This window comes from Bariatricus sp. HCP28S3_A7, from assembly GCF_052066375.1.
Lineage (GTDB): Bacteria > Bacillota > Clostridia > Lachnospirales > Lachnospiraceae > Allocoprococcus.
Genome location: NZ_JBQHSG010000013.1, coordinates 1 through 26,811 on the forward strand (window position 1 = coordinate 1; position 26,811 = coordinate 26,811).

36 protein-coding genes are annotated in these 26,811 nt (G+C 45.2%); 5 read left to right on the plus strand and 31 right to left on the minus strand.

The annotated features are described in order from the left end of the window. The 29 genes from ACTNA4_RS09895 to ACTNA4_RS10035 all read right to left on the minus strand — a co-directional run. Positions 1-477: flavodoxin family protein (locus tag ACTNA4_RS09895; protein ID WP_441029857.1), on the minus strand; the 477-nt coding region annotated here is incomplete at its 3' end. Positions 478-592: 115 nt separating this feature from the next. Next, positions 593-1,195, minus strand: coding sequence for an alpha/beta hydrolase (locus ACTNA4_RS09900; protein WP_005337276.1), 603 nt, complete (start codon positions 1,193-1,195; stop codon positions 593-595). A gap of 34 nt (positions 1,196-1,229) precedes the next feature. Then, positions 1,230-1,697 (minus strand): hypothetical protein, encoded by a 468-nt coding sequence (locus tag ACTNA4_RS09905; protein ID WP_427806821.1) that lies wholly within the window; start codon positions 1,695-1,697, stop codon positions 1,230-1,232. A gap of 24 nt (positions 1,698-1,721) precedes the next feature. Then, on the minus strand, positions 1,722-1,892 hold the full coding sequence (locus ACTNA4_RS09910; protein WP_015535374.1) for a hypothetical protein: 171 nt from the start codon (positions 1,890-1,892) through the stop codon (positions 1,722-1,724). A gap of 19 nt (positions 1,893-1,911) precedes the next feature. Next, on the minus strand, positions 1,912-2,121 hold the full coding sequence (locus ACTNA4_RS09915; RefSeq protein WP_427819986.1) for a DUF1697 domain-containing protein: 210 nt from the start codon (positions 2,119-2,121) through the stop codon (positions 1,912-1,914). Between the two features lie 33 nt (positions 2,122-2,154). After that, on the minus strand, positions 2,155-3,345 hold the full coding sequence (locus tag ACTNA4_RS09920; protein WP_441029859.1) for an erythromycin esterase family protein: 1,191 nt from the start codon (positions 3,343-3,345) through the stop codon (positions 2,155-2,157). 111 nt (positions 3,346-3,456) lie between these two features. Then, positions 3,457-3,753 (minus strand): hypothetical protein, encoded by a 297-nt coding sequence (locus tag ACTNA4_RS09925; RefSeq protein ID WP_441029860.1) that lies wholly within the window; start codon positions 3,751-3,753, stop codon positions 3,457-3,459. 56 nt (positions 3,754-3,809) lie between these two features. Then, positions 3,810-4,142, minus strand: a complete 333-nt coding sequence (locus tag ACTNA4_RS09930; protein ID WP_427819983.1) for a hypothetical protein — start codon at positions 4,140-4,142, stop codon at positions 3,810-3,812. Positions 4,143-4,190: 48 nt separating this feature from the next. Further along, entirely contained in the window at positions 4,191-4,367 is a 177-nt protein-coding gene (locus ACTNA4_RS09935; RefSeq protein ID WP_427819982.1) for a hypothetical protein, read from the minus strand. Positions 4,368-4,419: 52 nt separating this feature from the next. Further along, positions 4,420-4,605 carry a hypothetical protein gene (locus tag ACTNA4_RS09940; protein WP_441029862.1) on the minus strand — a complete coding sequence of 62 codons (186 nt, stop codon included), beginning with the start codon at positions 4,603-4,605 and terminating at the stop codon, positions 4,420-4,422. Between the two features lie 40 nt (positions 4,606-4,645). Continuing rightward, on the minus strand, positions 4,646-5,161 hold the full coding sequence (locus tag ACTNA4_RS09945) for a GNAT family N-acetyltransferase (protein ID WP_427819996.1): 516 nt from the start codon (positions 5,159-5,161) through the stop codon (positions 4,646-4,648). Positions 5,162-5,202: 41 nt separating this feature from the next. Continuing rightward, positions 5,203-5,817: a tyrosine-protein phosphatase gene (locus ACTNA4_RS09950; protein ID WP_427819981.1), complete on the minus strand. Its 615-nt coding sequence runs from the start codon at positions 5,815-5,817 to the stop codon at positions 5,203-5,205. Positions 5,818-5,866: 49 nt separating this feature from the next. Further along, complete coding sequence (locus ACTNA4_RS09955; RefSeq protein ID WP_441029864.1) at positions 5,867-6,187, minus strand: hypothetical protein; 321 nt, start codon at positions 6,185-6,187, stop codon at positions 5,867-5,869. Between the two features lie 57 nt (positions 6,188-6,244). Then, a complete protein-coding gene (locus ACTNA4_RS09960; RefSeq protein WP_441029866.1) occupies positions 6,245-6,457 on the minus strand; it encodes a hypothetical protein in 213 nt (70 codons plus the stop codon). A gap of 62 nt (positions 6,458-6,519) precedes the next feature. Further along, on the minus strand, positions 6,520-6,660 hold the full coding sequence (locus ACTNA4_RS09965; RefSeq protein WP_441029868.1) for a hypothetical protein: 141 nt from the start codon (positions 6,658-6,660) through the stop codon (positions 6,520-6,522). 6 nt (positions 6,661-6,666) lie between these two features. Beyond that, the gene (locus ACTNA4_RS09970) at positions 6,667-7,422 is read right to left on the minus strand and encodes a lysostaphin resistance A-like protein (protein ID WP_441029870.1); all 756 of its coding nucleotides are present in this window, start codon (positions 7,420-7,422) and stop codon (positions 6,667-6,669) included. Positions 7,423-7,470: 48 nt separating this feature from the next. Beyond that, positions 7,471-8,370, minus strand: coding sequence for an alpha/beta fold hydrolase (locus ACTNA4_RS09975; protein WP_441029872.1), 900 nt, complete (start codon positions 8,368-8,370; stop codon positions 7,471-7,473). 40 nt (positions 8,371-8,410) lie between these two features. Then, positions 8,411-9,538 carry a linear amide C-N hydrolase gene (locus tag ACTNA4_RS09980; protein ID WP_441029873.1) on the minus strand — a complete coding sequence of 376 codons (1,128 nt, stop codon included), beginning with the start codon at positions 9,536-9,538 and terminating at the stop codon, positions 8,411-8,413. Between the two features lie 86 nt (positions 9,539-9,624). Next, complete coding sequence (locus ACTNA4_RS09985) at positions 9,625-9,834, minus strand: hypothetical protein (RefSeq protein ID WP_441029875.1); 210 nt, start codon at positions 9,832-9,834, stop codon at positions 9,625-9,627. A 26-nt stretch (positions 9,835-9,860) separates the two neighbouring features. Next, positions 9,861-10,628 carry an EFR1 family ferrodoxin gene (locus ACTNA4_RS09990; protein ID WP_441029877.1) on the minus strand — a complete coding sequence of 256 codons (768 nt, stop codon included), beginning with the start codon at positions 10,626-10,628 and terminating at the stop codon, positions 9,861-9,863. Between the two features lie 193 nt (positions 10,629-10,821). Further along, positions 10,822-11,418, minus strand: a complete 597-nt coding sequence (locus ACTNA4_RS09995) for a TetR/AcrR family transcriptional regulator (RefSeq protein WP_154431767.1) — start codon at positions 11,416-11,418, stop codon at positions 10,822-10,824. A 322-nt stretch (positions 11,419-11,740) separates the two neighbouring features. Beyond that, on the minus strand, positions 11,741-12,148 hold the full coding sequence (locus ACTNA4_RS10000; RefSeq protein ID WP_441029879.1) for a hypothetical protein: 408 nt from the start codon (positions 12,146-12,148) through the stop codon (positions 11,741-11,743). Continuing rightward, positions 12,075-12,317 carry a hypothetical protein gene (locus ACTNA4_RS10005; RefSeq protein ID WP_441029881.1) on the minus strand — a complete coding sequence of 81 codons (243 nt, stop codon included), beginning with the start codon at positions 12,315-12,317 and terminating at the stop codon, positions 12,075-12,077. Before ACTNA4_RS10005 ends, ACTNA4_RS10000 begins: the two co-directional genes overlap by 74 nt. Before the next feature lie 13 nt (positions 12,318-12,330). Beyond that, the gene (locus tag ACTNA4_RS10010; RefSeq protein ID WP_441029883.1) at positions 12,331-12,627 is read right to left on the minus strand and encodes a helix-turn-helix domain-containing protein; all 297 of its coding nucleotides are present in this window, start codon (positions 12,625-12,627) and stop codon (positions 12,331-12,333) included. A gap of 88 nt (positions 12,628-12,715) precedes the next feature. Continuing rightward, the gene (locus ACTNA4_RS10015) at positions 12,716-13,063 is read right to left on the minus strand and encodes a TnpV protein (protein WP_441029885.1); all 348 of its coding nucleotides are present in this window, start codon (positions 13,061-13,063) and stop codon (positions 12,716-12,718) included. A 97-nt stretch (positions 13,064-13,160) separates the two neighbouring features. After that, entirely contained in the window at positions 13,161-14,066 is a 906-nt protein-coding gene (locus ACTNA4_RS10020) for a ParB/RepB/Spo0J family partition protein (RefSeq protein WP_441018198.1), read from the minus strand. Between the two features lie 252 nt (positions 14,067-14,318). Continuing rightward, positions 14,319-15,716: a 23S rRNA (uracil(1939)-C(5))-methyltransferase RlmD gene (gene rlmD, locus ACTNA4_RS10025; protein ID WP_441029887.1), complete on the minus strand. Its 1,398-nt coding sequence runs from the start codon at positions 15,714-15,716 to the stop codon at positions 14,319-14,321. A gap of 64 nt (positions 15,717-15,780) precedes the next feature. Then, on the minus strand, positions 15,781-16,722 hold the full coding sequence (locus ACTNA4_RS10030; protein WP_320856181.1) for a 3'-5' exoribonuclease YhaM family protein: 942 nt from the start codon (positions 16,720-16,722) through the stop codon (positions 15,781-15,783). A gap of 66 nt (positions 16,723-16,788) precedes the next feature. Continuing rightward, a complete protein-coding gene (locus ACTNA4_RS10035; protein WP_441029889.1) occupies positions 16,789-18,123 on the minus strand; it encodes a S1C family serine protease in 1,335 nt (444 codons plus the stop codon). Positions 18,124-18,281: 158 nt separating this feature from the next. Between ACTNA4_RS10035 and ACTNA4_RS10040 the strand changes: the two genes are divergently transcribed. The 3 genes from ACTNA4_RS10040 to ACTNA4_RS10050 are packed head-to-tail and all read left to right on the plus strand — an operon-like array spanning position 18,282 to position 22,819. Next, a complete protein-coding gene (locus ACTNA4_RS10040; protein WP_427819956.1) occupies positions 18,282-20,657 on the plus strand; it encodes an endonuclease MutS2 in 2,376 nt (791 codons plus the stop codon). Between the two features lie 54 nt (positions 20,658-20,711). Further along, positions 20,712-21,416, plus strand: a complete 705-nt coding sequence (locus tag ACTNA4_RS10045) for a response regulator (RefSeq protein ID WP_427806866.1) — start codon at positions 20,712-20,714, stop codon at positions 21,414-21,416. Further along, positions 21,413-22,819 carry a sensor histidine kinase gene (locus ACTNA4_RS10050; RefSeq protein ID WP_441029890.1) on the plus strand — a complete coding sequence of 469 codons (1,407 nt, stop codon included), beginning with the start codon at positions 21,413-21,415 and terminating at the stop codon, positions 22,817-22,819. Before ACTNA4_RS10045 ends, ACTNA4_RS10050 begins: the two co-directional genes overlap by 4 nt. Before the next feature lie 92 nt (positions 22,820-22,911). Here ACTNA4_RS10050 and ACTNA4_RS10055 read toward each other — a convergent pair whose 3' ends face one another. After that, complete coding sequence (locus ACTNA4_RS10055) at positions 22,912-24,135, minus strand: substrate-binding domain-containing protein (RefSeq protein WP_427806868.1); 1,224 nt, start codon at positions 24,133-24,135, stop codon at positions 22,912-22,914. A 304-nt stretch (positions 24,136-24,439) separates the two neighbouring features. On the opposite strand from ACTNA4_RS10055, the gene ACTNA4_RS10060 reads away from it, so the two are divergent. Together ACTNA4_RS10060 and ACTNA4_RS10065 are read left to right on the plus strand one after the other, a co-directional pair. Continuing rightward, positions 24,440-24,610, plus strand: coding sequence for a DUF362 domain-containing protein (locus ACTNA4_RS10060; protein WP_427806869.1), 171 nt, complete (start codon positions 24,440-24,442; stop codon positions 24,608-24,610). 193 nt (positions 24,611-24,803) lie between these two features. Continuing rightward, on the plus strand, positions 24,804-25,400 hold the full coding sequence (locus tag ACTNA4_RS10065; RefSeq protein WP_427806870.1) for a helix-turn-helix domain-containing protein: 597 nt from the start codon (positions 24,804-24,806) through the stop codon (positions 25,398-25,400). 56 nt (positions 25,401-25,456) lie between these two features. Here ACTNA4_RS10065 and dnaB read toward each other — a convergent pair whose 3' ends face one another. Further along, positions 25,457-26,809, minus strand: a complete 1,353-nt coding sequence (gene dnaB / locus ACTNA4_RS10070; protein WP_427806872.1) for a replicative DNA helicase — start codon at positions 26,807-26,809, stop codon at positions 25,457-25,459. Positions 26,810-26,811: the final 2 nt, after the last annotated feature.

Below are 26,811 nucleotides of genomic sequence, written 5' to 3' on the forward strand. Positions count from 1 at the left end.
TTTTTCAAGTTCATCTCTGGCTGTTGCATAATATGATTTTTTGAAAAGCATATCCCATGAAAGATATTTTGCCATACAGTCAAACTGCTTATCAATCAGCTCATACTGGATGCTGCCTACGGGAGAACCACCTACAACAATTGTGCCAACTTTTTTGTTTTTTAACTGCAATCCACGGCAGTAGCACTTATCAATGATAAGTTTCAATTGTGCTGACATTCCCCACCAATAAACTGGTGTAGAAAAAAGAATCATATCTGCGGCAGCAATTTTATCAATGGTAGAATTTGTATCATCCTTATCGACGCATCCCTTAGAGCATTGACAGACACCACATCCCTTGCATGGTGCAATGTTGAGTTTGTCGGGTTCAATGATTTCAATTTTATTCTTTTCTGACGCTCCTTTTATAAATGCATTGATTGCTGCCAGCGTATTTCCTTTTCTGGCACTTCCATTAATGATTACAATTTTCATGCGTGTATCCTCCAACTTCCGATTTTAATGTCTCTATTATACCATAATGATACTATTATAAAAAAGGAAAAAGAGCTCCTTCGAGCTCTTTTGATTCAGTTCTGTAAACTTGAATTTATTTGGAAGATTTTATTATCCATTCATCAAGAAATTTCATTTGTTCATCCGTATGAAACCAATGCTCTCCATTTTTCATAATAGAAAGTGTTGAATTAGTCCTCTGTACAAATTCAAATATCGTTCCATAAGCGGTAAGATTATCTTTTTCACCATACAAAATGTGCGTTGGGATTTCCCATATAATAGGATTTTCTCTTGCATAGCAAAGATAATCCCATGAAAGAGTCTCTCCAAAGGTTGTCTGAATTTCTTTTTTCTCTTTGAGTTCATCCTCTGTAACATTTGCCCAAATCATCATATCAGCAATAAGCCTTTCCATATCTACAACGGGCGAAATAAAATATGCTTTCTCTATTTGCTGATTTGATAAGGCATTGATAGCAAAATACGCTCCAATGCTATTGGCAATTACTTCAACAGTCTTGTAGTTTCTATAAATTGAATTAAAAAGTAATGGAAATTCTTCTTTTGCTTCCCATGGAAACTGTGCAGTATAGTCGAGACCAATCACATCACAATTACTAAAGAGCGGTTTGTAATGAATAGCTTCTTCAGCATTACCACCTTTTCCATGTATATAAATAACTGCTTTATCCACAATAGTTATCCTCCACAAATTCAAATTGTTACACTTAAAAAAGCGGAATTTCACCATCATAGTTTTCTGCTTTTTCCAATAGCGGTCCTTTAGCTCCCATCGTAAACGCGATGTCGCTACTGCGGATAGAGAGCAGCTCCATTCCGGGTCTCACCTTCAAAAAATCCATCATTTTCTTCGTAAGAAGAATTTGCCCCTCCTGTGAAATCTCTACCCAGCAGTAGGAACGCCCCTTGTATTTGATAAATTCGCCAGAACCTGCTGAGTAGTCAAGCAACGGTGGAGTATCGTCCAAAATGTGACCAAGTTTTGACGGATGCAAAAGGCCTTTCCGGGTGACGCAGAAGCCACCGGTAATCTTACTTCCGGTAAAAAGATATGCTTTTCCTTCATCTGCAATGTGATATTCTTCCATTGCCTGCGGTGGAATCCGCAATGTTCCATCCGTCCGAATGAGTGATTTCCCGAAAATAAATTTTCCTCCCTTATTCATTTGTGGCATAAAAACACCTCCTGAAATCCCGATTTAATAGCGCAAAAGGAAATATATGACATACACCCAACTAAGTAATCCATGAAAAATCGCCCAGCCGACAGACTTCCACGTTGTATAACTAATAACCATAGCTAATGCACTTCCAAAAGTTATTCCTGATTTTACCGTTTTCTTGACAGTCATTGATTTATTATCTTCCATGTTTGTTTCCTCCACAAATTCAAAGTTTCTGTTCCAATTCTTTTGTCGGTTCTCCAATTTTCTCCGCAATGATTTCAGCGGTAGCAAGAGACATCACAAAAATTAGATTATCGTATATATCTTTGTCAGATGTTCCCCACCAATCGGGAGCCTTGCTTAATATATCTTCTAACTTTTCCTGCAAAATAACAAAAACCGGAATATCCAAGCCAAACCTTTTCTGTATCATATCATCATTTGTTCCTCCCTCCATATTTTTTCATTAATGCTTTATATCTGTTGGTGTCGCATTTATCACAATAATCATTCCGTCATATAATTCTGCTGGGACATCATTGATTCTATAGCTATTTGGTAAGATCTTATTCAAAAAGCTATAACCCTCTCCGAGTGATCCCATCAGCATACTCTGATTGATAATGTTCTTTATTTTTTCTGATTTTTGCAGTTTATCAAAATCAAGATACGTCATATCCATCCCAAGGGCATACGCTGTATTTGCCAAAGGATCAGCAGAATAAAATTTTCGCGTAATTCTTTTTCCATTTTTTCCAGGCAAATTGCATTCTGTTTTGTAAAAATCTGTGCCAATGACAAAATAATCATCACCATATTTATCAAACAGTTCTTCACCCATGAATGTAGTATATGTACTCTTCTTTGCCACATGTCCGTTATGCCCCGAAATCATAAGCATAGATTCGTTTCCTTTCTGAACATGCTCATAAATCCAGTCGATGTTTTCAGCCATATAATGATCTCTTATTTTTGCATAATCTACATTTGACGCATTACTAAGCTCCTGATTTTGCAGATAACATCTCGCTGCCTGCGCATACATTTCCATCCCCGGTATATTCTTTAAAGTATCCGCAGCATCTTCCATATCGGTATACTGCATCTTAAGTTCTGAAAACGCTTCATCTACACATTTTTGATCCAAGTCGGAGTTTTGCATATCAAACCCATAAAAGCTTAACATCTCTTCCGGTTTTGCCTGTTGATTATAATCTGCCATATAGCGAATCAATGCCCTCATTTCATCCGTCTGGTAAATATGAAAAGCAAGTGCTTTCACTGCATCATCTTCCGTAAATTTCCCCTCACCGTGTATATATTGATTTACCAATAAGCATCCACCATAATCTGCTTCTAAGGCAAAGGCCTTGCAGTTATATTCCTCGACCATTTTTCTAAACAAATCAAGCTTTAATTCTTGAAATTCTTTATTTCCGTGGGTCGCCTCTCCAAGAGCGAATATCTTTACATTTTCCGGTATCGCAATATCATCGATTCCCTCTGCAACTTTCAGAAATTCTTCATTATTTACCTGTGTTCCGGAGTTCATGCCCCCATAAGATATATATCTTATGAATGCCATGATTGCAGCTCCAAATAGAAACGCCACGATTATCTTTCCAATATATCGCTTTTTTGAATGATCTTTTTTCATACGTCAGCCAACTCCTCTCATCTTTTCACGCTTATAATTTCGAAAAATTTGACACCTAATATCACACACGGCTCAATATGTGTATGTTCAGGACATGTGATATTTACATTTTCAAAACTTACAATTTCCACTCCCCCTGTCCTCGTCGGTCCAGGTATCCGTACCGTTATAGATAAAACGGCGTTCAATGCAATCCATATAGGTGCCGTCCGCTAATTTATATACCGTTGTCGTGTCGCCGCGGAGATTCACAAGTTCTACCACATCCGCTCCCGGATAACCCGACTCAGCTTCATCATCTCCACCCTTTCCTGTTTCGCCCTCGCCCTGCGACCAGCAAAGCAAGAGCCCCTTATATTCTGTGTACAGGAAAGTCCCGTCATCCGTTTTCTCAGCCGTAAACTCCATTTTCATGGAGCTTTGGTCAAAGTCATTGGTCATGTCGGCGGAGAGAATATCGCCACTCAGCGAATATGTACCGGTTCCGCTGTCACGGCATCCGGATTATTATGCTCCTGCACCGGTGGCGCGATGGAAACGGAGGTGTCCGTCGTTTCCCTGGTAGGAGCCTCAGCGGGAAGGATTTCTTCTTCCACAGTGGAATTCGACGGCTCCGGTGTCTCCGCCGGTTCCGTACTCGCAGGCACTTTTTCCACATCAACGTGGATCCTGCCCTTTGCATTCTGCCCCGCAACGACGATTGCGTAGGGACCGTCCACAGGAGCCTCCACGGTAAATTCCGTCACGGTTCCGTCTCCCTGATAGAGCGATGTTCCATCCGGTGACGTAATCTTCATCTCCAGCGCCCCTTTCACCGTCTCGAATAAAATTTTGAGCGTATCACCCTACTTCAGCTCCAGGGTGTGGGTATCCGTGCCGTTCATGATTTTGACATCCAAGTGGTAGGAATCCGCGTTCTTTGCGCTGCTGCCGTCAAAGGCGGAGCTGGATGCGCACCCGGCCAGAGATAGCAGGAGGGCACAGACGGTTATAACAATAACGAAAAATTTTTGCTGTTTCATAATGGTTTCCTTTCAGGATTCAGATTTGGTTTGATTGAACATGATCAAGTTGCTATTTCTTATCCATATTCATCCGAATCACATTAAAAAGGTTTGACAGCAATATGCACGCCAATGCGATTGCCAATGGTGTCGTGGTCTCATTTCCGTCAAAAATGCTGACGCACAGAAAGATTGCACCCGCTACGATCAAACCTAAACTTGCTATGATGAAAAGTTTATTCAATATTTTTTTCATTTCATTTTCTCCTCTTTCAAAAAATCTTACTCATGACTGCTTAGCGCATGTCCCGGTTCATCAGATCAAAGTCAATGTACTGCCCGTTCAGCTTAAAGAAGGCCGGGAAGGTACACAGCTTGCGGAAGCCGAACTTCTCATAGAGCCGGATGGCGCGGAGATTGTCGCTTCGGACCTCCAGATTGATCTGCTCAAAGCCGTTTTCCACAGCAAACGCAAGAACGGCTTCCATGAGCGCGGAGGCGGCCCCGTAGCCCCAATAGGCTTTTCGCACGCTGATCCCGAACTCGCCCCGATGGCTCATGCGCCTCGGCTTGCGGTTCAAACTGGCATCTCCGATGATTTGACCGTCCGCCCAGGCAAGATACTGCACATTGTCCTTTGAAGCGACCTGCGCGGCCAGATACTGCGTTTCCGCCTCTACATCCAGCGGTACGCCCTCCGGGCCGAAGCTGAGATTGTCCGTCTCTCCGCCGACGCATTTCAAATAGTCCAGCAGGGCGGCGGCGTCCTCCGGCCGCGCCTGCGTAATCATAAACGGTGCATTTTTCTCCATACTCACTTATATACCTCCAGGTTTGATCCGATATTTCGTTTCTATATATCCGCTTCTCCGGTAAAAACGCTTTGCGCTTTCTCCTCGATTTGGGAAAGGGCAGCCAAAACCTTTTTTATATTCTCCTCTCTTGGGAGAATGGTATGAATGTTTACCTCCGGATGCTCCGCAGCGAACGCTTTCAGGAAGTCCAATAGGTTGTCCTTCGTTTTCATGTAATCCTCGATGATCACGCTGTCGCTGAATCCGAGCTGTTTCAGCAGGATCGCGGAAACCACGCCGGTTCTGTCTTTTCCCGCGCCGCAAAAGTACAGCACATTGCTTTCCGCCTTCACAATGGCACAAATGATCCGCTCCATCTGTCCATCTATCATCTTGACATAAGCATCGGCAACAGAATCCGGAGATTCTGGTACGGCTCCGCCCCCGGTAACAGGCAGATGATAGTAGGTAAACCCGCTTTCCGTCTCAAGTCTGCATGGCTTTTCTGCATATTCAGTCTTATCTCGCAGGTCAATGATTGTAGTAACGCCATTTTTTCGCAGCCAGCTGACTTCTTCATCCGAAAGGCACCCCGGATAATCGCTTCTGATATACCGCAAGGTTCCCGTGGGAAGCGCTCTCGTATTCCTCGTTGATTTCAGCAAAGAACCCATACGGTTGCCCTCCAATCCTCCTTTTGGCAAAAATTCATTGGTATCCTCCTCACAATTTTTTTACGCACATACCGACCAGCAGTCCGACGAGCATCCCAGTGCCAAAGCCGGTAAAGCGAGCGTTTGCCGCAAGGCAGCTCCAGCCTAACGCTATGGACACAAGCTGTGCAATCACAACGCCCAGCGTGGCCATGCTCATCAGTAGTTCCACTGTGTGAATGGACTTTTCTTTCCGCTGTCCGATTTGCCGCGTCCGGATGCCGCGGCGCTTCTGCGCCAGCATCTTGGCATAATATATGCCGTAAAACACTGCCAGCACAAAAAGGGCAAGCAGGGAATAAGGGAGAAGTTCTTCCATCGGATATTTCATTATGCAACTCCTCAAATGAATCTTGTTTTAGCCATGAGCAAAGCGCAAGGCAACCTGTTACTTTTTTTGATTCTTCCTTGTGCAGGCCACTCGGATAAACGGTACAAGCAGCAGAAGACATACCAGAACAGAGCCGCTCAGCTGCCCGTAGGACATCCACACATTTGATTCCGGCGGGCAGGGATAGATCGCCGCCACAACCACCCGGAAAATCCAAAGGGCCAGCAAAAAGCCGTAGAGATAGAACGCCTCCGGGTTTCCTGCAAACACCTTTTTGCCCCACAGGATCACGGTAAGGCTCAGCCCAGACAGCAAAAAGGAAAAGCACAGGTTTACATAATTGATGGGACCACCAATGTCTCATAGGGGATATAGGAATCCCAGCCAAACATCCACGGCACGGTAAAGTGCCACAGCCCCACCAGCAGGCTGATCGCAGCTCCCGCATAGTACATGACCTGATACTTTTTCATCGGTTTTCACCTGCCTTTCATAGCCGGTTCCCTTTTGCGAGCAGTTATTCGGAACAGATAGAGGAAATAGACCAGCAAGACGATAAACTGTACCGCACCCAGAAATATCTCAAACTGAGCGGAAGCCTCCCCGCTGATGAAGGAACAGAAGTCATGCAGAGCGTGGAGCAGTACGCAGGGGAGAAGACTGCCGCTTTCAGCGAAAATCAGGGCAAATACCATCCCGTAGACCAGAGCGAAGCAGATCTGGAGAACTGTTTCCCCCAATTCTGCACCGCCAGCTATGTTCAGGAGATGGCTGAACCCGAATAGAACAGATGAGATTATCATTGCCTTTCCCACGCCGCGCTCCAACCACAGGCCGCAGATGATGCCCCGAAAGAAGATTTCCTCCGCCATACCGATTCCAAGCGTCAAAAACAAGTTTGCTAAAATCAATGCCGCACCACCGTTAAAGTTTATTCCCGCCGTAAAAGGGGAAAGGGCAATGAGCAAAAGCGGCGAAAAATAGAGCATTCTCTTCGCTGCCCCTTTTTCCGCACTGCGAAATCCCAGCTTTAAGATTCCTTTGTATCGGATGATGGAATTCGCCAATGTGATAATCACAAGCCCCCAGATTACAGCACCCCTGATCAGCGCGGAGGGAATGCCCTCTATTCCCGTGATCACCACGATTGCTCCTTGCGCGAAAAAGAACAACAGCAGCACAAGCATTGCCCCGGCGGTTTTCAGTACGATTCTGTCTTTCCGTTTCATTTTCATTTTGAGCCTCCTGTCCCATTCCCCGGCAATGTGCCAAAAGAAGTTCTGTCAATGCGATCTGTCTTCCACAAAATCGGAAACCGCTTCTTTGATTTCCTCTGCGTGTCCTGTCAGCAAATGCCCGCCACTTTCAAAGGAAATGAACGTGCAATTTGGGAATCTTGCTACCGCCCTCTCCGTTTCGATGTAGCTTGCCAGCTTATCGTCCTTTGCGTGGAAAATCAGCGTGGGGACCTGTAAATCCTCAATCGGATACTCCCCAAAGTCCCTCGCCATATCGGGGTTGGTAACGGAAGCGTCCAGTATCACGCCGACTTTTCTGTCGTTTATGGGTAGCATACTGTAAATGGTGGACTGCTCCATCCCCATGATCGGCTCAAACATAGGGCTTAACAGGAACATGACGTAATCGTTGCACAGGAACGGGGGCGGTCCGGCATATTCGGCATATTTCTCCGGCTTCTCCACAGGCGGCATGGCGGAGCAGTATAAAATCAGACCCTTCGTGCGCTGGGGATAATCAAGGGCAAATCGGATCGCGACGCTGCCGCCTGCCGATGTGGCCAGAAGGTGCACCTTGTCAATGCCCAGCTTGTCCAGCAGCTCCACATAGGCCGCCGCCTGCCTGGCGGGCGTTCCGTCGCCGGAAACGTCGCTTCCCAGGTATCCGAACCGTGAGGGAGCGATGATCCGATAGTCGGAGCAAAAGTCCTTACAGGTGTCATAAGCCTGGTCATAGCCGCCGAAAATGCCGTGGACGGATAAAATCACCTCGCCCTCACCCGAATCGACATAGGTTATTTCGCCGTAGCTTAATGCCGCCGTCTGGGCATTGTAAGCGGCAAGACGGTTTTTACTTTCCCTCACCGCCGCACCGCATCGTATCCCCTGGACAATGAAATACATTGCCAGGGCAAGGAATACTCCCCCCGCTATGTAACTCCACATTCGCTTACACCTTCTCTTTTCAGTCACTGATTTCGTAAAATCAAACCTCCAGACACTTCGCCCGCTGAGCCAGCTGTTCGATCAGCCGGTTTACGATTTCCGGCTGGTCATAGACGCAGCTCCAGCAGGTTTTCTCTCCGCCGTTCTCGCCGGGGAAGTTGCTCTGTGCCACAGCCGCCAGCGAGGTGCGGACTTCCTCGGCGGTCATCACGCCCTTTGCCGCATTCCGCCGCTGGGTGAGCGTGTTAAAACGCACATAGGACTGTCCACTTCCGGAGGTGCCGTCGTCCCCGTGGAGATAGAAGTTGGTCACCACCGGGGTGTCCGTCACCACCATCTCGCCGTTTTGCCACTCCACCGCCACGCTCCGCCCGGCAGCGTCGGAGAGGGAGAAGTGCTGGGCGCGGCCCAGGGAAAAGTGCATATCATACTGCGAAAGCAATTCCAACGCTTCCTCTACATTCGCCGCCTTGTCCAGCAGCAGCCGCAGACCGGAGACAATGGTAATGTCGGGCTTATCGGTATTCTGGTCTACACCCTCCTCGTGGCTCACCATGAGATCAGCCACGCACAGGCCCTTTTCGTTCATGCCGTCCAGGATAGCGTAGACGGAAGCCAGCGCCATGAACTTATCGCCCATGCTTCCATCGGGCTTCCAGTCCTCCCCAAAGCCCAGGAAGTCCAAATTGCAGGTGGCGATGGACTCATAGCCATTCTTGGGGATGGTATGTACCAGCATTTTGTCACATTCTTCCCAGTCGAAGTTGCGGCCAAAGAGGGCCGCACCGTCGGGACTTGTCACCGCGACGGTGGAGCAGCCGTAGTTTCCCCCGGCGGTGGAGATGTCCGGCTTCCAGAAGCCGTGAGAGAGGAATGAGGCGATGCAGTCTCCCATCTCGGCGTCGCTTTTTGCCCCGCCCTGCCCCAGAAAGCCATCGAAGCCATAGTCTCCCTTATATTCCATACTCCACAGATGATCATCCAGCTTCTCGATGGTCATGGCCGCCGTGAGCTGGGTGCCGAACATAGTCCACGCTCCCGCAAGGGCTACAATCAGCACAGCCGCAATAACAAGAAGCGCGATTATCGCCTTTCCAAGTCTTTCCGAGGAAGACGAGTCCGCTTCGTTCGATTTACAAAGCTCTTTTTCCGAAACGATCATTTTCATATACTCCTTCCTTACCCATCGGGGCGCATTTATCATTTTATTCTGTACCTGCTTATATCGTAAGTCATTGTCGTGTAAACGAGAATTTATCTTACCCTTGCCATATAGTAATCCAATTGTTTCATCAAACTCCAGAATTGTTCTGCTTCATCCACGGATAGTGTTCTATACTCCATTTTCATATCCTCGCAAATTTTGATTCTCCGGTGAGCCACTCGTCTCTTGAAATTGCAAACACACCGGCTTTTCATTGCCCTCATCCGAAAACGCATCGACATCCCAATTTTTCTATCCATAAGCCGCTTTCCGCCCTCATGCACTTTCACTCCTCAGAGCCGTATTTTTCAAACCGGCACTGCTCTATTACCTCGTCCCCGAGCAGCGTGATGGCCTTTTGGGGGCAGCGGCTGATACAGCGGTAACACATGGTACACCGGTCTTGCGCGGTGGCTTTCCCGTCTCGCATGGAGAGATTTTTCGTGGGGCATAAAGAGACGCACAGCCCGCAGCCCACGCATTTTTCGCTGATTTTCAGCTTGTCTGTGTATCCCGCCGTCTTGCCGTAAAACCACAGCCGCTGTCCAAAAAGTCCCTTCAGGTGGGAAAAGAAGGACAGCCCGTCCTGGGGGTAGTTTCCTTGCTTGATCTGCCGTGCGGCAGCTTCTATCTTTTGGTCGGCCTGACGTACGATCTCCCGGTTTTCCTCTGGCGTTTTCTTCAGCAGTTTGCTGTCGCAGACGGAATCCGGCATTTTGATCTGCAAACCGCCGAGTATTGTCGCCCCGCGTTTTCTTAAAATTCGAGCCGTACATCCTGTTCCATCACCGCTGAAAAGCCCCATCGTATTGACGCAAAAGACCTTTTTCCCATTCCATAGAGAAGAATGATTTTTAATAAAATCACGCACTATGATAGGGGCATTGGAAAACTGCGTCGGGTAGCCCAGCGCAATGATGTCATGCTTTGTCAATATTTGAATCATCTCTGTATGTTCTAACGGAAAACTCTGAGCAGACGCGTCCAACAGTTTGACTAACTTTTCGACACAATGTTTTGTATTTCCAGTTCCGCTAAAATAGATTCCAATCATGAACGCATCTCCTTCCTTAAATGGGAAATTGCTTTTTTACAGTGCGGTTACCCAAAAACATACTGCTGAAATTGCATAAAGTGGTGTCATAATATCTTTTCATTTTCATCTACACAATGCCTATATTTGCTTTTACACATTCCGTAATTTTCTGTCATTCATCTGTTCACTGGTGATGGTTTGTACGATCAACTTACTTCATCCCATAAATTTCAACAAAATGTGACAGATGCACACCTATCTGCGTCCACATTTCGTCCGTCCTGTCAGGCTCCCGGTCTGCAATCTCTATCATCACTGTTACCGGTGCTACGATTTCCAGAGCAAGCAGATTGGCATCAAACCTGCGAATCAAATTCTTTTCCATCATTTTTTCTAACATCAGAGCATACATTTCCTGATTTCCGGTCAGCTGGTGCTTTGATGTAAGTGCCGCAATCTTTTCATTTCTATACTGCTCCTTTGTACAAAATCTTCTGACCTTTTGTATCTGCGGATCCTTCATTGTGAATCCAACTCGTCTCAGACAATCTTCCTTGAATTCATCCAGTGATTCCGGAATCTTATCCAAATGAGAGCTATTTCCGAAATTCTCGTCATATTTATGTTCCATCATGGCAATCAGGGAATCGAGAATATCTTCCTTTCCCTTATAATGTGCGTATATGGATGGACCTTTTATTCCCACAGCTTCTGCAACTAAATCAATGGATGTCTGGTCATATCCCTTTTCAGAAAACAAATCAAGCGCTGCGAAAAGAATTCTGTCCTTTGTTTTTATCTTTTCCATTTCTTTTCTCCAATCTTCATATTCCTAATAGTCGTTAGGAATATTATACCTAATATTCGTTAGGAAGTCAATATGTCATGAAAACGAATCACAGCAAGTTTTCATCCTTGTTGTTCAATATTAACGATACAAAAAAGTGTCTCCGACACTTCAACGCCCCACCCCTCATTCATGAGGGGTTACAAAGACATTTGTTCAGCAGAATATGCAGTTGTGTTGTTTTGTGAGCACGCATTCCAAAACGCAAAAATCCCCGGAATACCATCTGATCAGAAGATGATATTCCGGGGATGACCTGAATCACATTTTCTATTTACGGCACCTACTCGATGTTCAACTCAGCAAGTCCTCCGCCGCGAATCTGGGCGTAGGAATTATTGCCATACAGCTCTCTGCCTGCGATATAATCCGGGAAGGCAGCAGCATCGCTTCTGGCCCATTCCGGCTCCGGGTCTCCGGGATTTGCCACCGAGGAATGATCGGCATACAGGAAATCCGCCGCCAGCGTGATGCCATCTTCTGCCATGTCGCCGTTGATATCCGCACAGGTGGTTTCCCCGAGGCTGTTCTCGCTGCGCTTCAGTGCATCAATCCTTCGTGGCTCTCCCCGCAGGAGCAGGACATCTCCAACCTTCATCTGATTGACGGCATCCTTATCAAAGGTCTCGTAGCTCCAGAATTTCAAAACCATGTACTGACCGTCTGCGTCTGCCGATTTCCCTCGTGTCATTCTTCTCCTGGATGAGTGCCTCCAGTTCCTGAAATCGGCTATGCTTTTCACCATAAACGGTGCGGAGCTTCTTTTCGTTCTCTGCCTGCTCCGTCTGATCCAGGGCTACACTTGCATTCTTGTCCCAAATTGGACTATCCACCTTTAGGCTCTTCTCATCTCCATTCAATCATTTTCTTCTCCTAATGGAACTTCCCGGATAATAATTCGGTATCTCCATAAAAGCCATATTCGTTACGCAATCTGTGACGTTCCACATATCCATGATGCTCTAATTCCTTAATTGCGGAACGAACAGAATCAATTCCATCTCTGCTCAATGTTGCCAGTCCCTGCATGTTATAATTCCAATCGTCTGGTAGGCTTAACATCAGCGACAATAAGCCTTTCGCTTTCAATGTCAGATTCTTATTCTTGAAATGGTGATTACTCATTACCGTATAATTCTTAGTTCTCTCCACACGAAAAATCTGTGCCAAGCTCCTCACCTCCTTATGAAAAAAGACACAAATCAATTTTCATGACCTGTGCCTTTTCCTTCATTTATTCTGTTTATTTATTATTTCATTAAACGTAAATCAGTTCTTCTAAAATGATTTCCTCTGCGATTGCTCTGTGTTTGTTAGCAGCCCTTACCCAAGCCATCTGGTCAACCCCTTTCTCTGCCAATGGATCACTTTTTTCCAGCTCTCTCAGGATAATCTCTTCCCGTTTCCTTGCCGCCTGGTCAATCTCCAGAAGATGTTCTCCTATTGTGTCCTGTAAAAGCATTACCTGATATTTCGCCCATTTATGATTTTTCAAATAATCTCTGCGGAGAAATCCATATTTTCCAAGTTGTGTCATCTGTTCTCCGGATTTATACTCCAGTTCTGGAAGCAAATATCCGTTTACATTCCTATAATTCAGTTCCATAGCTTCTTCACACTCCATTTCGTAATCATATATTGCGTCACCATCGTCTGACGTTAACTTTCTCCCAAAAATTGGAAAAAGTCTTTCTCTATAATACCTAATGCACATTACTTTTCCTATTCTTCTGTGCCCACCCTTTGAGTAACTTTTCAATCAAGTCTGCCTGTTGAGCCGGCGTATAATCTGCCGGGAAATACTTTCCGATCCGCTCAAGTGGGATTTTGATTTGTTCCCTCTGGTTCGGCTTGATTTCCTCCAAAATTTCGTAAATCATATCCATATCAAGACATTTTTGTTGGCTCATCCGCTTTAACCGGTTCGCCTGCGAAATGTTTGGGACACACTGTTCCAGTTCCATCACAGCATGAAGTTCATACTGTTCTGCTTCCGTCAGGAAGGAAATTTCCACCGCTGAACGAATTGCAAGCAGCTCCCGGTCAACCATATCCAAAATCTTTGGAATCAATTTTGTCAGACGGATATATCTTTTAATCTGTGTCACACTTTCCCCCACCATCCGGGCAAGCTGTTCATTGCTGCGATTGTTTTCCATATACTTCGGTCCCAATGGGTCCGAAGTCATATCATCTACTCTGCCTTGATGTTTCATTGCTTCCAGTCGCATCTTATAGGCAAATGCTTTTTCACTCGGCAGAATTTTTTCTCTTTGGAGATTACTGTCTACCATCGCAATGATTGACTGGTCATCGTCCAAATCACGGATAATGGCTGGCACTTCTTCCATACCTGCCCATATGGCTGCCGCCTTTCTTCTGTGTCCTGCGATAATTTCATAACCGTCACCATCCGTATTATGGCGGATTAACAGCGGAACCAAAACCCCTTCCTTTTCCATGCTTTGGCGTAATTCAAACAATTTCTGATTTTGCTCCACCTTAAAAGGATGGTCTTTAAAATCATGAAGTTCTGAAACCTTTACCAGAACAATACCTGCACCCGACTCGTAATCCTTTGATGAACACATTACTCTTTTCTTTGTCATCTCAATTATCCTCCATTTAATCTGAATAAAAGAAAAGGACTCTTACCTCTCAGAAATTCTGAAAAACAAGCGTCCTTTTGACTGTTTTAACGATATTCAAATAAAAATGAAATTTTCTTTTTCATGTGTCCACTCATACCAGATGCAGAACTACCGATACCTCGATTCCGTCCATAATCTGCTTTTTTCGTCCCTGTTTACCTGTAGGTGCGAAACTCATATATCTCGCAAAGTGCCTAAAACAAAGGACTTCTACGAATTCACCCGATGTAGACAACATACGGTCTCGACATGCCCCGTCATAGGAAACATATCCACCGCCCGCACCTTCTCGAGTCCATATCCATTCTCACACAGGTATTTCAAATCCCTCGCCAGCGTCGCAGAATCGCAGCTCACATACACAATCCGGTCCGGTCCCATATTTACCATGGTCGAAAGCACGCTCTCTTCGCACCCTTTCCGCGGCGGATCCACCACGATTACGTCTGCGTGTGCATTTTCTCCCGGATGCTCTTTGGCATACGCGGCATAATAATCCGGCAGGACTTCTTCGGCTTTTCCGACATAGAATTCTGCGTTCTGAATTCCATTGATTTCGGCATTTCTCTTAGCATCCTCGATTGCCTGCGGTACGATTTCGACACCATAAACTTTTTTCGCCTTCTGTGCAAGGAAGAGCGAAATAGTCCCAATCCCGCAGTATACGTCCCACACTGTCTCGTTTCCGGTGAGACCGGCGTATTCCAGCGCCTGTCCATACAGCACGTTCGTCTGCACCGGATTTACCTGATAAAAAGAAAGCGGGGAAATCTGGTATTTTACATCTCCGATATAATCTGTGATATATTCCTGTCCCCATAGTAAACGAATTTCATTTCCCATAATTACATTTGTATTCTCACAATTAATGTTATAGGTAATGCTGGTCATTCCCGGGATTTGAGCCAGGGATTCGGTCAGTTTTTCAGCGCATGGAAGCTTCGTTCCATTAATTACAAGGCAGACCATGATTTCTTTCGTGATAAATCCAAACCGGATCAGCACATGGCGCACAAGCCCCTTTCCGGTAGTCTCATCGTAAGCGCTGATATGGTTTTCTTTCATAAATGCCAGCACTTTTTCCAGAATCACACGATTGATCGGAACTCCAAGTGCGCAATCGTGATTGGAAATAATCTGATGGGTGCGTCCTGCATAAAATCCGGCAATCAAGTTTCCTTCTTTGTCTTTTCCAATCGGGTACTGGGCTTTATTGCGATAGTGAAATGGTTCTTCCATTCCCGCGATCGGCTCCATGATCCGATCGATCAGTTTTTCTTCAAATCCACCGATTCTGATCAGGTTTCCTCTTACTTTATTTTTCTTGAATTCCAACTGTTTTTCGTAGGAAAGGCTTTGAATCTGACAGCCGCCGCACTGTCTTGCGACCGAACAAACCGGTTCTGTGCGGTATGGAGACGGCTCCACGATTTCCATCAGGCGGGCGTAACCGTACTGTTTTTTTGCTTTCATCACTTTTACATTTACAACATCTCCGATTACGGCATCTTTTACAAAAAGTGTATATCCATCTACTTTTCCGATTCCTTCGCCATCCACTCCCATATCCGAAATTGTCACAACTGCCATATCATTTTTCTTTAACATGATGTTCTCCTTCATCCAATCTATAAAGGACGAAAGATATTTCTTCCGTCCCTTCTGCTTCTTGTTAAATGCTGGACTTTCTCAGGTTCGATTCAAACAGTTTGTTATATCCCAGCCAGTCTGTTGTATTCTTATCTTTAAAAATCTCGGTCAGTGTCTGCATCTTTGCATCTGTGCAGTCTGCGAAATTAAGTGCCACCGCTTCTGCAAGTGCCGGTTTTTTCGGAGATCCGTATTCCAGCTCGCCGTGGTGTGCGATAATGCAGTGCTTCAGTTCGCTTGCCAGTCTTTTCGGGAAATCCGGTATTTCGCGAATCGCATCATCGATCATCTCCACACCGATCACAATGTGTCCCAGAAGCTGACCGTCATCTGTATAGTCATTATCAGGGAAAGGAGAAAGTTCCCGAGTCTTTCCGATATCATGGCACATAGCTGCCGTATAAAGCAGATCTTTACTTAAAATGGAATACGCCCCAGCCATGTATTCACACATTTTCACAACGCTGAGTGTATGTTCCAAAAGACCTCCTGCAAAGCCATGATGTACTGTCTTTGCTGCTGAATGGCCTTTAAATCTCTTGATAAATGCTTCATCTTTAACAAAATAATACTGAATGATCTGCTGTAAATATGGATTCTTAACCTGTGCACCGTAGCGCATCAATTCTTCGTACATTCCATCCACGCTCTTGTCACTGGTCGGCATATAATCGACCGGATTATATTCTCCTTCTCCTGCAACTCGGAGCTGTTTGATATTCAGCTGCAGATTTCCATTATAACTGATCACATCACCAAACACTTCCACAAAGTCTTTCTCATCATAATCTGCAATCCCGTTGGAATTCGGGTCCCAGATCTTTCCATCCAGAGTTCCCGTCTTATCCTGCAGCATCAGATTATCGTATGGTTTCCCATTTCTCGTCTCTGCGCTTCTTTTTCCTTTGCAAAGATAAATTGTTCTAATTGTCTCGCCTTCGTGTAATGTATTGATGTATCTCATGTCTATCCTCTTTCTAACTTCTTTAAACTTTCCGGACCCATCCGGTGCCATATTCTTATGGCAATCTTATTCTTTGCTTCCTACTGTGACAGTAAATTCTACATCCACATATCCGGAAGCTCCCTGGCGCTTTCCCTTCACCTTGATCTGCTGCCCGACTTCGCATTCCATCAGACGCTTTCCGTATCCGGAGACCGTCGATATCTGATTCTTATTCAGCTCCACGATCACATCTCCGCTCTGAATTCCTGCTTTCATTGCCGGAGAATCTGCTTCGACTTCCTTCACGTAAATGCCTTCCGGAATTCCATCCGTCTCTGCAACACTGTCAGGTACCTCTACTCCCTTTACTCCCAGATATGGAATTGCTTTCCCATTGGAGAGCTGTTCTATATACTGTTTCAAATCAGAAACCGCATAAGCAGTAACCAGATTCATGCTTTCATTATCGGTAATCTTCTGATCGATAATCCCGATAACTTCCCCATTCGTATTAAACAAAGCTCCGCTTCCTCCCGGAGCTGCCGCTATATCAGTCGTAAGCAGCCTGTACTCACCGTCCGCCACGGCCACCCGGTTTTTCACAGAACTGATAATGCCATATCCGGTACCTCCCGCGTATCCAAATTGTTTGCCAAGTGCAATTACAGGGTCTCCTTTTCCTACAATGTTGGAGTTTCCAAGCGTTGCCGCGACAATCTGCCCTGCTGTCGAACTGGAAAGCAACCTTCGTTCAACAGAGAATACTGCCATTCCCAGATTTCGATCCTGTTTCTTTAGTGATGCCGGATACGTTACACCGTCTGAAAATGTCACATTCAGGCTTTGGGCATCCTTCATGATTCTCGCAGGTGCCAGAATTATGATTTCCAGTGCATTCTCCCATACAATGGTGCCGGAAACACTGTTCACATCATCATAGACAATATTTTCCCAGTTATCCTCATTCTTTACTGCACTGACCTCCACGACACATTTGTTTGCCTGAGAAGCCACCTGATAGAGTGCCCGGCTCATTTCCCGGTAATTATCGACCGTCAGGGCAGGATATGTAACCGCTTCTTCCTGCTGTACGTCTCCTTCTCCTTCCCCCGTCGGATCCTTCTCCGTCACATCTTCATCCGTATCTTCGGGAATCGAAACGGTGCCGCTTTTTCCTGAAAAAATAACTTCTGCCCACGGTCTTGCCGCACAAAATGCCAGACAGGCAGTAAGACCGAATATCAAGCCTTTGCCTGCTGTTTTACAGATTATATTTCTTAGCTTTTTCCCAGTCATCTGTTCATCTTTAAACGTCTCCTGAAGAAAAGAATAATGTTCCTCTTCTTCATGATCGGACGCTTCCGGATTCTGTGACATAGATTCTTGCACTTTCTGATCTTCATCCCGCTTTTTGAACATGTTATTTCTCCTTCAATTCAAAGCGTTTCGTTCAATGCTCTCTTTAGTAGTATACATGATTCTGCTTCAATGTTCAATGATAATAAATTTATCCTTTTCACTTTCATTTCCAATATAAATACTGTAGAATAGAAACAGATAAAATATGAGGTGTAATTATGAATAAGAAAACTTTATATAAACTTGAATTTGATAAAATCATTAATATGCTCACAGAACATGCTTCCTCCCCGGGAGGAAAACAGGCCTGTCAGAAGCTGAAACCGATGACTGACATCGGAGCGATTGAAACCGCCCAGGAACAGACTGCCGCGGCATTTACCCGAATCATCAAGAAAGGTCATCTTTCTTTCAGCGGATGCTATGCTGTGACCGATTCCCTGAAACGACTGGAAATCGGCAGTGCGTTAAATGCAGCGGAACTTCTTCGAATCGGAAAGCTTCTGAAAGTGGCAGCACGGGCGAAGGTTTACGGCAAACACGATACTGTGGAAGAATGCGCGGATTGCCTGGATGCATACTTTGAACAGATTTCTCCGCTTGCCCCGGTCTGCGCCGAAATTGATCGTTGTATTATCAGCGAAGACGAAATCAGCGATGATGCCAGTTCAAAGCTGAAGCAGATACGCCGCAGCATTTCTGGAATGAATGACAAAATCCATTCCACATTAAACGGACTGTTAAACGGCTCACTTCGTTCCTATTTGCAGGATGCCATCATCACGATGCGTGGTGACCGGTATTGCCTTCCGGTGAAAGCAGAGTACCGCAGTCAGGTACAGGGCATGATCCACGATCAATCCTCTACCGGCTCTACTTTGTTCATCGAACCAATGGCGGTTGTAAAATTGAATAACGATTTGAAGGAGCTTTATGCCCAGGAACAGGAGGAAATTCAGGTCATTCTCGCCCGGATCAGTGCGGATGTGGCTGAATATACCGAAGAGATCCGCACCGATTACCGCGTCATGACCGAACTGGATATGATTTTTGCAAAAGGTGCTCTGGCACTGGATATGAACGCAAGTCGTCCCACTTTTAATACAAAAGGGCGAATCCGAATCCGTGAGGGTCGACATCCTCTTCTTGACAAGAAAAAAGTTGTGCCGATCAGTGTTACGTTAGGAGATACTTTTGATCTGCTCATCGTCACAGGACCAAATACCGGCGGCAAGACGGTTTCTTTGAAAACGGTTGGGCTGTTTACTCTGATGGGGCAGGCCGGACTTCACATTCCGGCACTTGACCGTTCAGAACTTTCTGTATTCCGGCAGGTTTTCGCGGATATTGGGGATGAGCAGAGCATCGAACAGTCTCTGAGTACGTTTTCTTCCCACATGACGAACATCGTATCGTTCTTGAAACACGTAGATGAAGATTCGCTGGTACTTTTCGATGAGCTTGGCGCAGGAACAGATCCGACAGAAGGTGCTGCACTTGCCATTGCAATTTTGTCTTATCTGCATAATCGGGGAATTCGCACCATGGCTACCACACACTACAGCGAACTGAAGGTATTTGCACTCTCGACACCGGGCGTGGAAAATGCCTGCTGCGAGTTCGATGTTGAAACCTTAAGTCCCACCTACCATCTACTGATCGGAATTCCCGGAAAGAGTAACGCGTTTGCAATTTCTGAGAAGCTCGGACTCCCCTCTTACATCATTCAGGATGCCAAAAGCCGTCTGAGTGAGGAGGACGAATCCTTTGAGGATCTGCTGACCGATCTGGAGGCAAGCCGCAAAACCATTGAAAAAGAGCGGGATGAAGTTGCTTCCTACCGTCGGGAGATGGAACGCATGAAATCCGAAATGAAGATCAAGCAGGATAAACTGGACGCACAGCGCGACAAGATTCTCCGGGAAGCCAACGAAAAAGCAAGCGCTATTGTAAGAGAAGCGAAGGATTTTGCCGATGAGACTATGAAAAATTTCCGCAAATTCGGCAAGGAAAATGTGTCTGCTGCCGAGATGGAGAAAGAACGGGAACGCATCCGTAAACAACTGGCAAAGACACAGAATTCTTCCCGTATCGAACCGGCAAAACCGAAAAAGGAGCACAAGGCTTCTGATTTCCACCTCGGAGATTCCGTCAAGGTACTCAGTATGAATCTTACCGGAACAGTGAGCTCCCTTCCTGACGCAAAAGGTAATCTTTTCGTACAGATGGGAATCTTGCGCTCCCAGGTATCCATGTCGGACCTTGAAATCATTGAAGAACCACTGACAATTACCGCAAAACAGATGCGGCGTACTTCCAGCGGCAAAATGAAAATGAACAAATCCATGCACATCAGTTCCGAGATTAATCTTCTCGGTAAAACGGTGGATGAAGCCGTTGCTGAACTCGACAAATACCTGGATGATGCGTATCTTGCCCATTTAAGCCCGGTCCGCATTGTACACGGAAAGGGAACCGGTGCACTGCGCAATGGCATCCATCAATATCTGCGCCGTCAAAAGCATGTCAAATCCTTCCGTCTCGGAGCATTTGGCGAGGGAGATGCCGGTGTAACGATTGTAGAATTCAAATAAGACTGTGCGAACAGTAAACCACAGGTATGCTATCTCATTGAAAGGACATAAATCATGGTAACAAAACAGAAAATTTTAATTGTAGATGATGATGAAAATATTGCAGAGCTGATTTCTCTCTACCTGACGAAGGAATGCTTTGACACAATGATGGTACACGATGGTGAAGATGCTCTGACTGCGTTTGACAGCTACCATCCGAACTTAGTTCTTCTGGATCTCATGCTTCCGGGAATTGACGGCTATCAGGTATGTCGTGAAATCCGCAGCAAATCCAGCACACCGATCATCATGCTCTCTGCAAAAGGGGAGGTTTTCGATAAAGTACTCGGTCTGGAACTCGGAGCTGATGATTACGTACTCAAACCCTTTGATTCCAAAGAGCTGGTCGCACGTATCAAAGCTGTTTTAAGACGTTATCACCCTGCAAAATCGGAACAAAATACTCCGGACCGTGGAAAATGTGTGGAATACCCCGGCATCGTGATCAATCTTACCAACTATTCCGTCATGGTGGACGGTGTAAATGTTGACATGCCGCCGAAGGAGCTGGAACTTCTGTATTTTCTTGCTTCTTCTCCCAATCAGGTATTTACCAGGGAACAGCTTCTGGATCAGATTTGGGGATATGAATACATCGGAGATACCCGCACGGTCGACGTACACATCAAACGTCTTCGTGAAAAGATAAAGGACCATCCGTCCTGGAGACTGAGCACGGTCTGGGGCATAGGCTATAAATTCGAGGTGAAAGAATGAAAAGTACTCTCTACATGAAATTTGTGCTTTTATATGCTATTTTCGGATTTTTGAGTCTTTTTACGGTAAGTGCACTTTCATCGACACTGACTTCCAGTTATCTGGAACGTGAGATATCGGGAAATTTATATCAGGAGGCGAATCTGGTCACCTCCGACTATCTTCCAAGATATTTTTCGGAACAGATTTCTACCGCGGATGTCTACACACAGCTGAACGGAATGCGCTCTTATCTGGATTCAACGATCTGGTTTGTTGACAAAGAAGGAAACATGATCGCATCTGCCAAAAGCGAAGATGCTTCCTATATTCCTTCTTACATTGAGGATTTTGATCCGGCTGAAGCGGGAAGCAGTCAGTATCTGATTGGTGATTATCACGGATATTTTGATCAGAAAATGATCACTGTGATCGCACCTGTAACACAGAAATTTTCTACCAAGGGGTATCTGCTGATCCATAAGCCTTATCGCGACATAGATCAAAGTCGTTCCATCATTACCCGGAACACCGCAATTATAGTATTAGTTGTATATTTGTTGTCTTTCATGATTTTTATGGGAATACATTTTTTCATCTACCGTCCGCTCTGTAAAATCACGGATGCCGCCAAGCAATATGCTTCCGGCAATCTGGACGTCGTGATTCCGGTTGATACTCAGGATGAAATGGGCTACCTGTCCGCTTCCCTGAATTACATGTCTTCTCAACTAAAAGATATGGAAGATTACCAGAAAAAATTTGTGGCGAATGTCTCACACGATTTCCGTTCCCCTCTGACTTCCATCAAAGGTTACGTGGAAGCCATGGCCGATGGCACAATCCCTCCGGAAATGCAGGATAAATACTTGAAGATCATTCTGTTCGAAACGGAACGTCTGACAGATCTCACCCGAGATTTGCTCACCTTGAACGAATTTGACACCAAAGACCTTCTTCTGGATAAGACATCTTTCGATATTCATGAAGTCATACGAAACACAGCCGAATCCTTCGAAGGGACCTGCACGGCAAAGAAAATTACGATTGAGCTTCTGTTTGCTTCTCGCAAACTGCATGTTTATGCTGACAAACGCAAAATCGAACAGGTACTCTACAACCTTCTGGACAATGCAATTAAGTTCAGCGGCACGGATTCCTCGATTACCGTCGAAACCACTGAGCGCGGAGAAAAAGTGTTCATTTCTGTAAAAGATAACGGAATCGGCATTCCCAGATCCAGTCTGAATAAGATATGGGAACGTTTCTATAAAACAGACGCTTCACGGGGGAAAGACAAAAAAGGAACCGGACTTGGTCTTTCCATCGTAAAAGAAATCATCCAGGCTCACAATGAAAACATCAACGTGATCAGTACAGAAGGCGTTGGAACTGAATTTATTTTCTCTTTGCAGAAAGGATAAAGAAACCCGCCGTATCCCGATCCAGCTTCTCGCTGAGTCTTGATACGGCGGGTTTTCCTATAGCTAATCATGTCTGACTGATTCTCTGATTGTTAATACATCATTTTCTGAATTGCTTCGCTGTCCATATTATCTCTTGTCACCCAGGTGAATCCTGCATTCACTTCTGCTTCATTGCCCTGGCTGAGGATCGCGCGTGCGCAGGCTACGACTGTAGCGTAACCGATTCCGTATGGATTCTGAACAATCAAGCCATCCAATGAACCTTCTTCCAGACGCTCCAGCTGTTCCTTTCCGCCATCAAAGCTGACCACTTTGACATCATTTCCATCCAACTCCTCCAGAACACTGAGTACCAGTTTTGCCGTCGTTTCATTCGTTGTATAGATTCCCTTCACATCCGGGTGTTTTTCCAATATATACTTCACTGCATCTTCCTGAGTCATACTTGCAGCAGCCTCGTCCACGTCCGGAGTATCACTGTCTTCACCATCTTTCTCCGGCTCGCTGCTGCCATTGTCCTCTGTCTTATCTTCTTCTTTTTGTTCCAGTTCAATCTGCTTCTGTAAATCTTCCAGATCATCCAGGTGATACTTTTCTACCACCTGCACATTCGAATGCTTCTGCTGAATCGTATTTTGGAATCCTTCTTCTCTCTCTTTTGCTGAGGTTGATTTGTTATCATGCATCACAGCAATTACTTCGCCCTCATTATCAATCATATCGCAAAGCTTATTCGCCGCCATGGCCGCTGCTTCCATGTTATTTGTATCGATCATACATACGATATCCTGATAATCTGTCCCCGAATCAAATGCTACTACCGGAATTCCATTTTCAGCCGCCAGATCAAACTGTACTTCACAGGCCCCAGAGTCAACTGCCGCAATTCCTATTGCTGACGGATAGCGTGCCAGTTCTTCATCCAGAATATTTACCTGGTCATCCACATCATCTTCCATCGCCGGTGCAGAATACGTCAGCTTGACTTTATCATCACCCTTATATCCCAACATACTGTTCATATCATCAATGGCTCTCTGAGCTCCTGCCTTGATTTCTGTCCAATAAGCAGATGAACTGCCTCTTCCAATAATGGAAATGCTTGTTCCCTTCTCAAGCGTAAGCCCCTGTACATTTCCATAAGCCATCGGCTGCAATACATCCAGATTGCTCTGCTTTTCATTGGTCTGCACTTCTGTCTTATTCGTAGCAGTATTGCTGTCATTTCCAGTATTCTGCGCCTGTTCACTGCATCCCATTACAAACAAAGATACGCACAAGATCACAGCTAAACTATTCCATCGTTTTCTCATATAACCTCGCTCCATTTCGTCTGTCCAGTATTCTTTCTCTTCGTGTAAATATCAAGTTCGACTCGGCAGAACCGCAAATCCGCTTGTTCATATACTAACCACTATACACCAAAACCCTAAAAATGGGGAGAAATTTTTTCTTAAGATTTCGTAAAGATTCTATGCATAATTTACAAAAACATGAGCAAGGTTATGCAATGTTCATAATTTAAAGCATAAATTCCCTTGTATATTTACGAATGATGTATTAGAATAGAATCATGCTGAACAGCAAAACTTTTATATAAAAGGAGGATACATAACTATGGCACATGTAATTTCTGATGAATGTGTAAGCTGTGGCGCTTGCGAAAGCGAATGCCCAGTAGGAGCTATCGCTATGGGTGATGATCATATGCAGATCAACGCTGACGCTTGTGTTGATTGCGGCGCTTGCGAAGCAGCTTGTCCTACAGGAGCTATCAGCGCTGAATAATCAGCTTTCTGCAACTCTGATGTAGCAAAGTAAAAGGCAGTGGATTTTAGAATCCGCTGCCTTTTTTGCAGGATTTGTCGAACGATTTTTCCTCCATTTTCAATATTCTATGCTACAATGTAAGTGTTACATGTACTAGCTTCAGAAACTTTTTTGTTTTCTGAAGGTCATTAATAGAATAAGGGGGTATCGTATGGGCGACGTTCATTATATGATATCAGAAGCGGCAAAACAAGTAGGCGTGGAATCCCACGTCCTGCGTTATTGGGAAGAAGAACTGAATCTCCCGATCGGACGCACTGATATGGGGCATCGACACTATACGAAGGAGGATATACAGCTTTTTTGCTGTATCAAAGAACTGAAAAATCAGGGTATACAACTAAAGGATCTTAAAGGATTAATTCCTGACCTGATTCGTACCCGGGAAATACTGAAAGCCAAAAATAATCACCCCAAAGAAGATCCGGATCTTAAAGGCCGAACCTCTGAGCCACTTCCTTCTGAAAGCGGTACCGGCACTCCCGTCCAGGACCCAACTCTTGCATTTCGCGCAGTAGTACAGGAAATCATTACCGGAAACAATAAAGTTCTGGAAGAACTCATTACCAGAAGTGTCTCTGAAAAAGTAAACAAAAACATGGATTTTCTTCTTCAGGCGAAAGAGCGCCAGGAAGAAGACCGGTTTCGAAAACTGGATCACTTGATCCGGCAACAGCAGAATAGTCGACGCGAGGCAGCAAGACCTGCTCCTGTACGATATCTGCACAAAATCTTTGGAGAAACCTAAATCTTATTTTCATATTAGGCACTTACACAAAAAGATTGCACCACGGTGCAATCTTTTTACTCGTCATAATCCTGTTTTCTCTGTGAATTTGCAAATTTCGTGTATTGTGGCAGCCAGGTCAGTGTAACCGTACCGATTGGACCATTTCTCTGCTTGGCAATAATGATCTCTGCCTCATTCACATGTTCTGTATCTTTATTATAGTAATCGTCTCGGTAAATAAACATAACCACATCCGCATCCTGCTCGATCGCCCCGGATTCACGAAGATCCGAGAGCATCGGACGATGATCCGGTCTCTGCTCTACCGCACGGCTGAGCTGTGATAACGAAATAACCGGAACATGCAGTTCTCTCGCAAGAGCTTTCAGTGAACGGGAAATGTCGGAAATTTCCTGCTGACGCGACTCACTTCTTCCTCCTACACTTCCGCTCATAAGCTGCAGGTAGTCGATAATGATCAGTTCCAGATTGTGTTCCAGTTTGTATTTTCTACATTTGGAACGCATTTCCGAAATAGAAATTCCAGGAGTATCGTCAATGATCAGATTGGATCGTCCGATGATTCCTGCACCCTCGATCAGCTTCTCCCAGTCGGAATCTTTTAGATTACCGGTTCTCAGAAGCTGTGCATCCACATAGGATTCCAAAGAAAATAATCGATTTACCAGCTGTTCCTTTGACATCTCGAGACTGAAAATAGCTACGGTTTTATTCTGCCTGAACGCAACATGCTGCGCGATATTCAGGACAAATGCCGTCTTTCCCATAGACGGTCTGGCTGCAACCAGAATCAGGTCGGACGGCTGAAGTCCGGATGTCTTGTAATCCAGATCAATGAAACCCGTCGGGATTCCGGTAACCGTACCTTTGCTTTTCGAAGATTTTTCAATTTTCTCCAATGCATTTAATACAACCTGCTTGATTGGTACGAAATCCCCGTTATTTCGATTCTGAACCAGTTCGAATACTTTTTTCTCAGTCCGTTCCATAATCGCTTCTACCGGTTCCTTAGCCAGATAACAGGCATTCGCGATTTCCTCATTCATCTTGATCATTTTGCGAAGTGTTGACTTTTCAGCAACAATCTCCGCATAATACTTCACATTTGCCGAAGTCGGCACAGCAGCGAGCAGATCCCGCACAAATTCCAGACTGCTGATTTCCTCAGGAACATCCTTCTCTTTCAAACGGTTCTGCAACGTGATCAAATCAACAGGCTTTCCTTCGTTGAACAACTCCACCACCGAATCAAAGATCACTCCATAAGCGGTCTGATAGAAATCATCTCCACAAATAATCTCGGAAGCCGTTGTGATCGCATCCCGGTCCATCAGCATAGCACCGACAACAGACTGTTCTGCTTCTATACTGTGCGGCGGTACCCGCTTGATAAGCGCTTCATCCATTC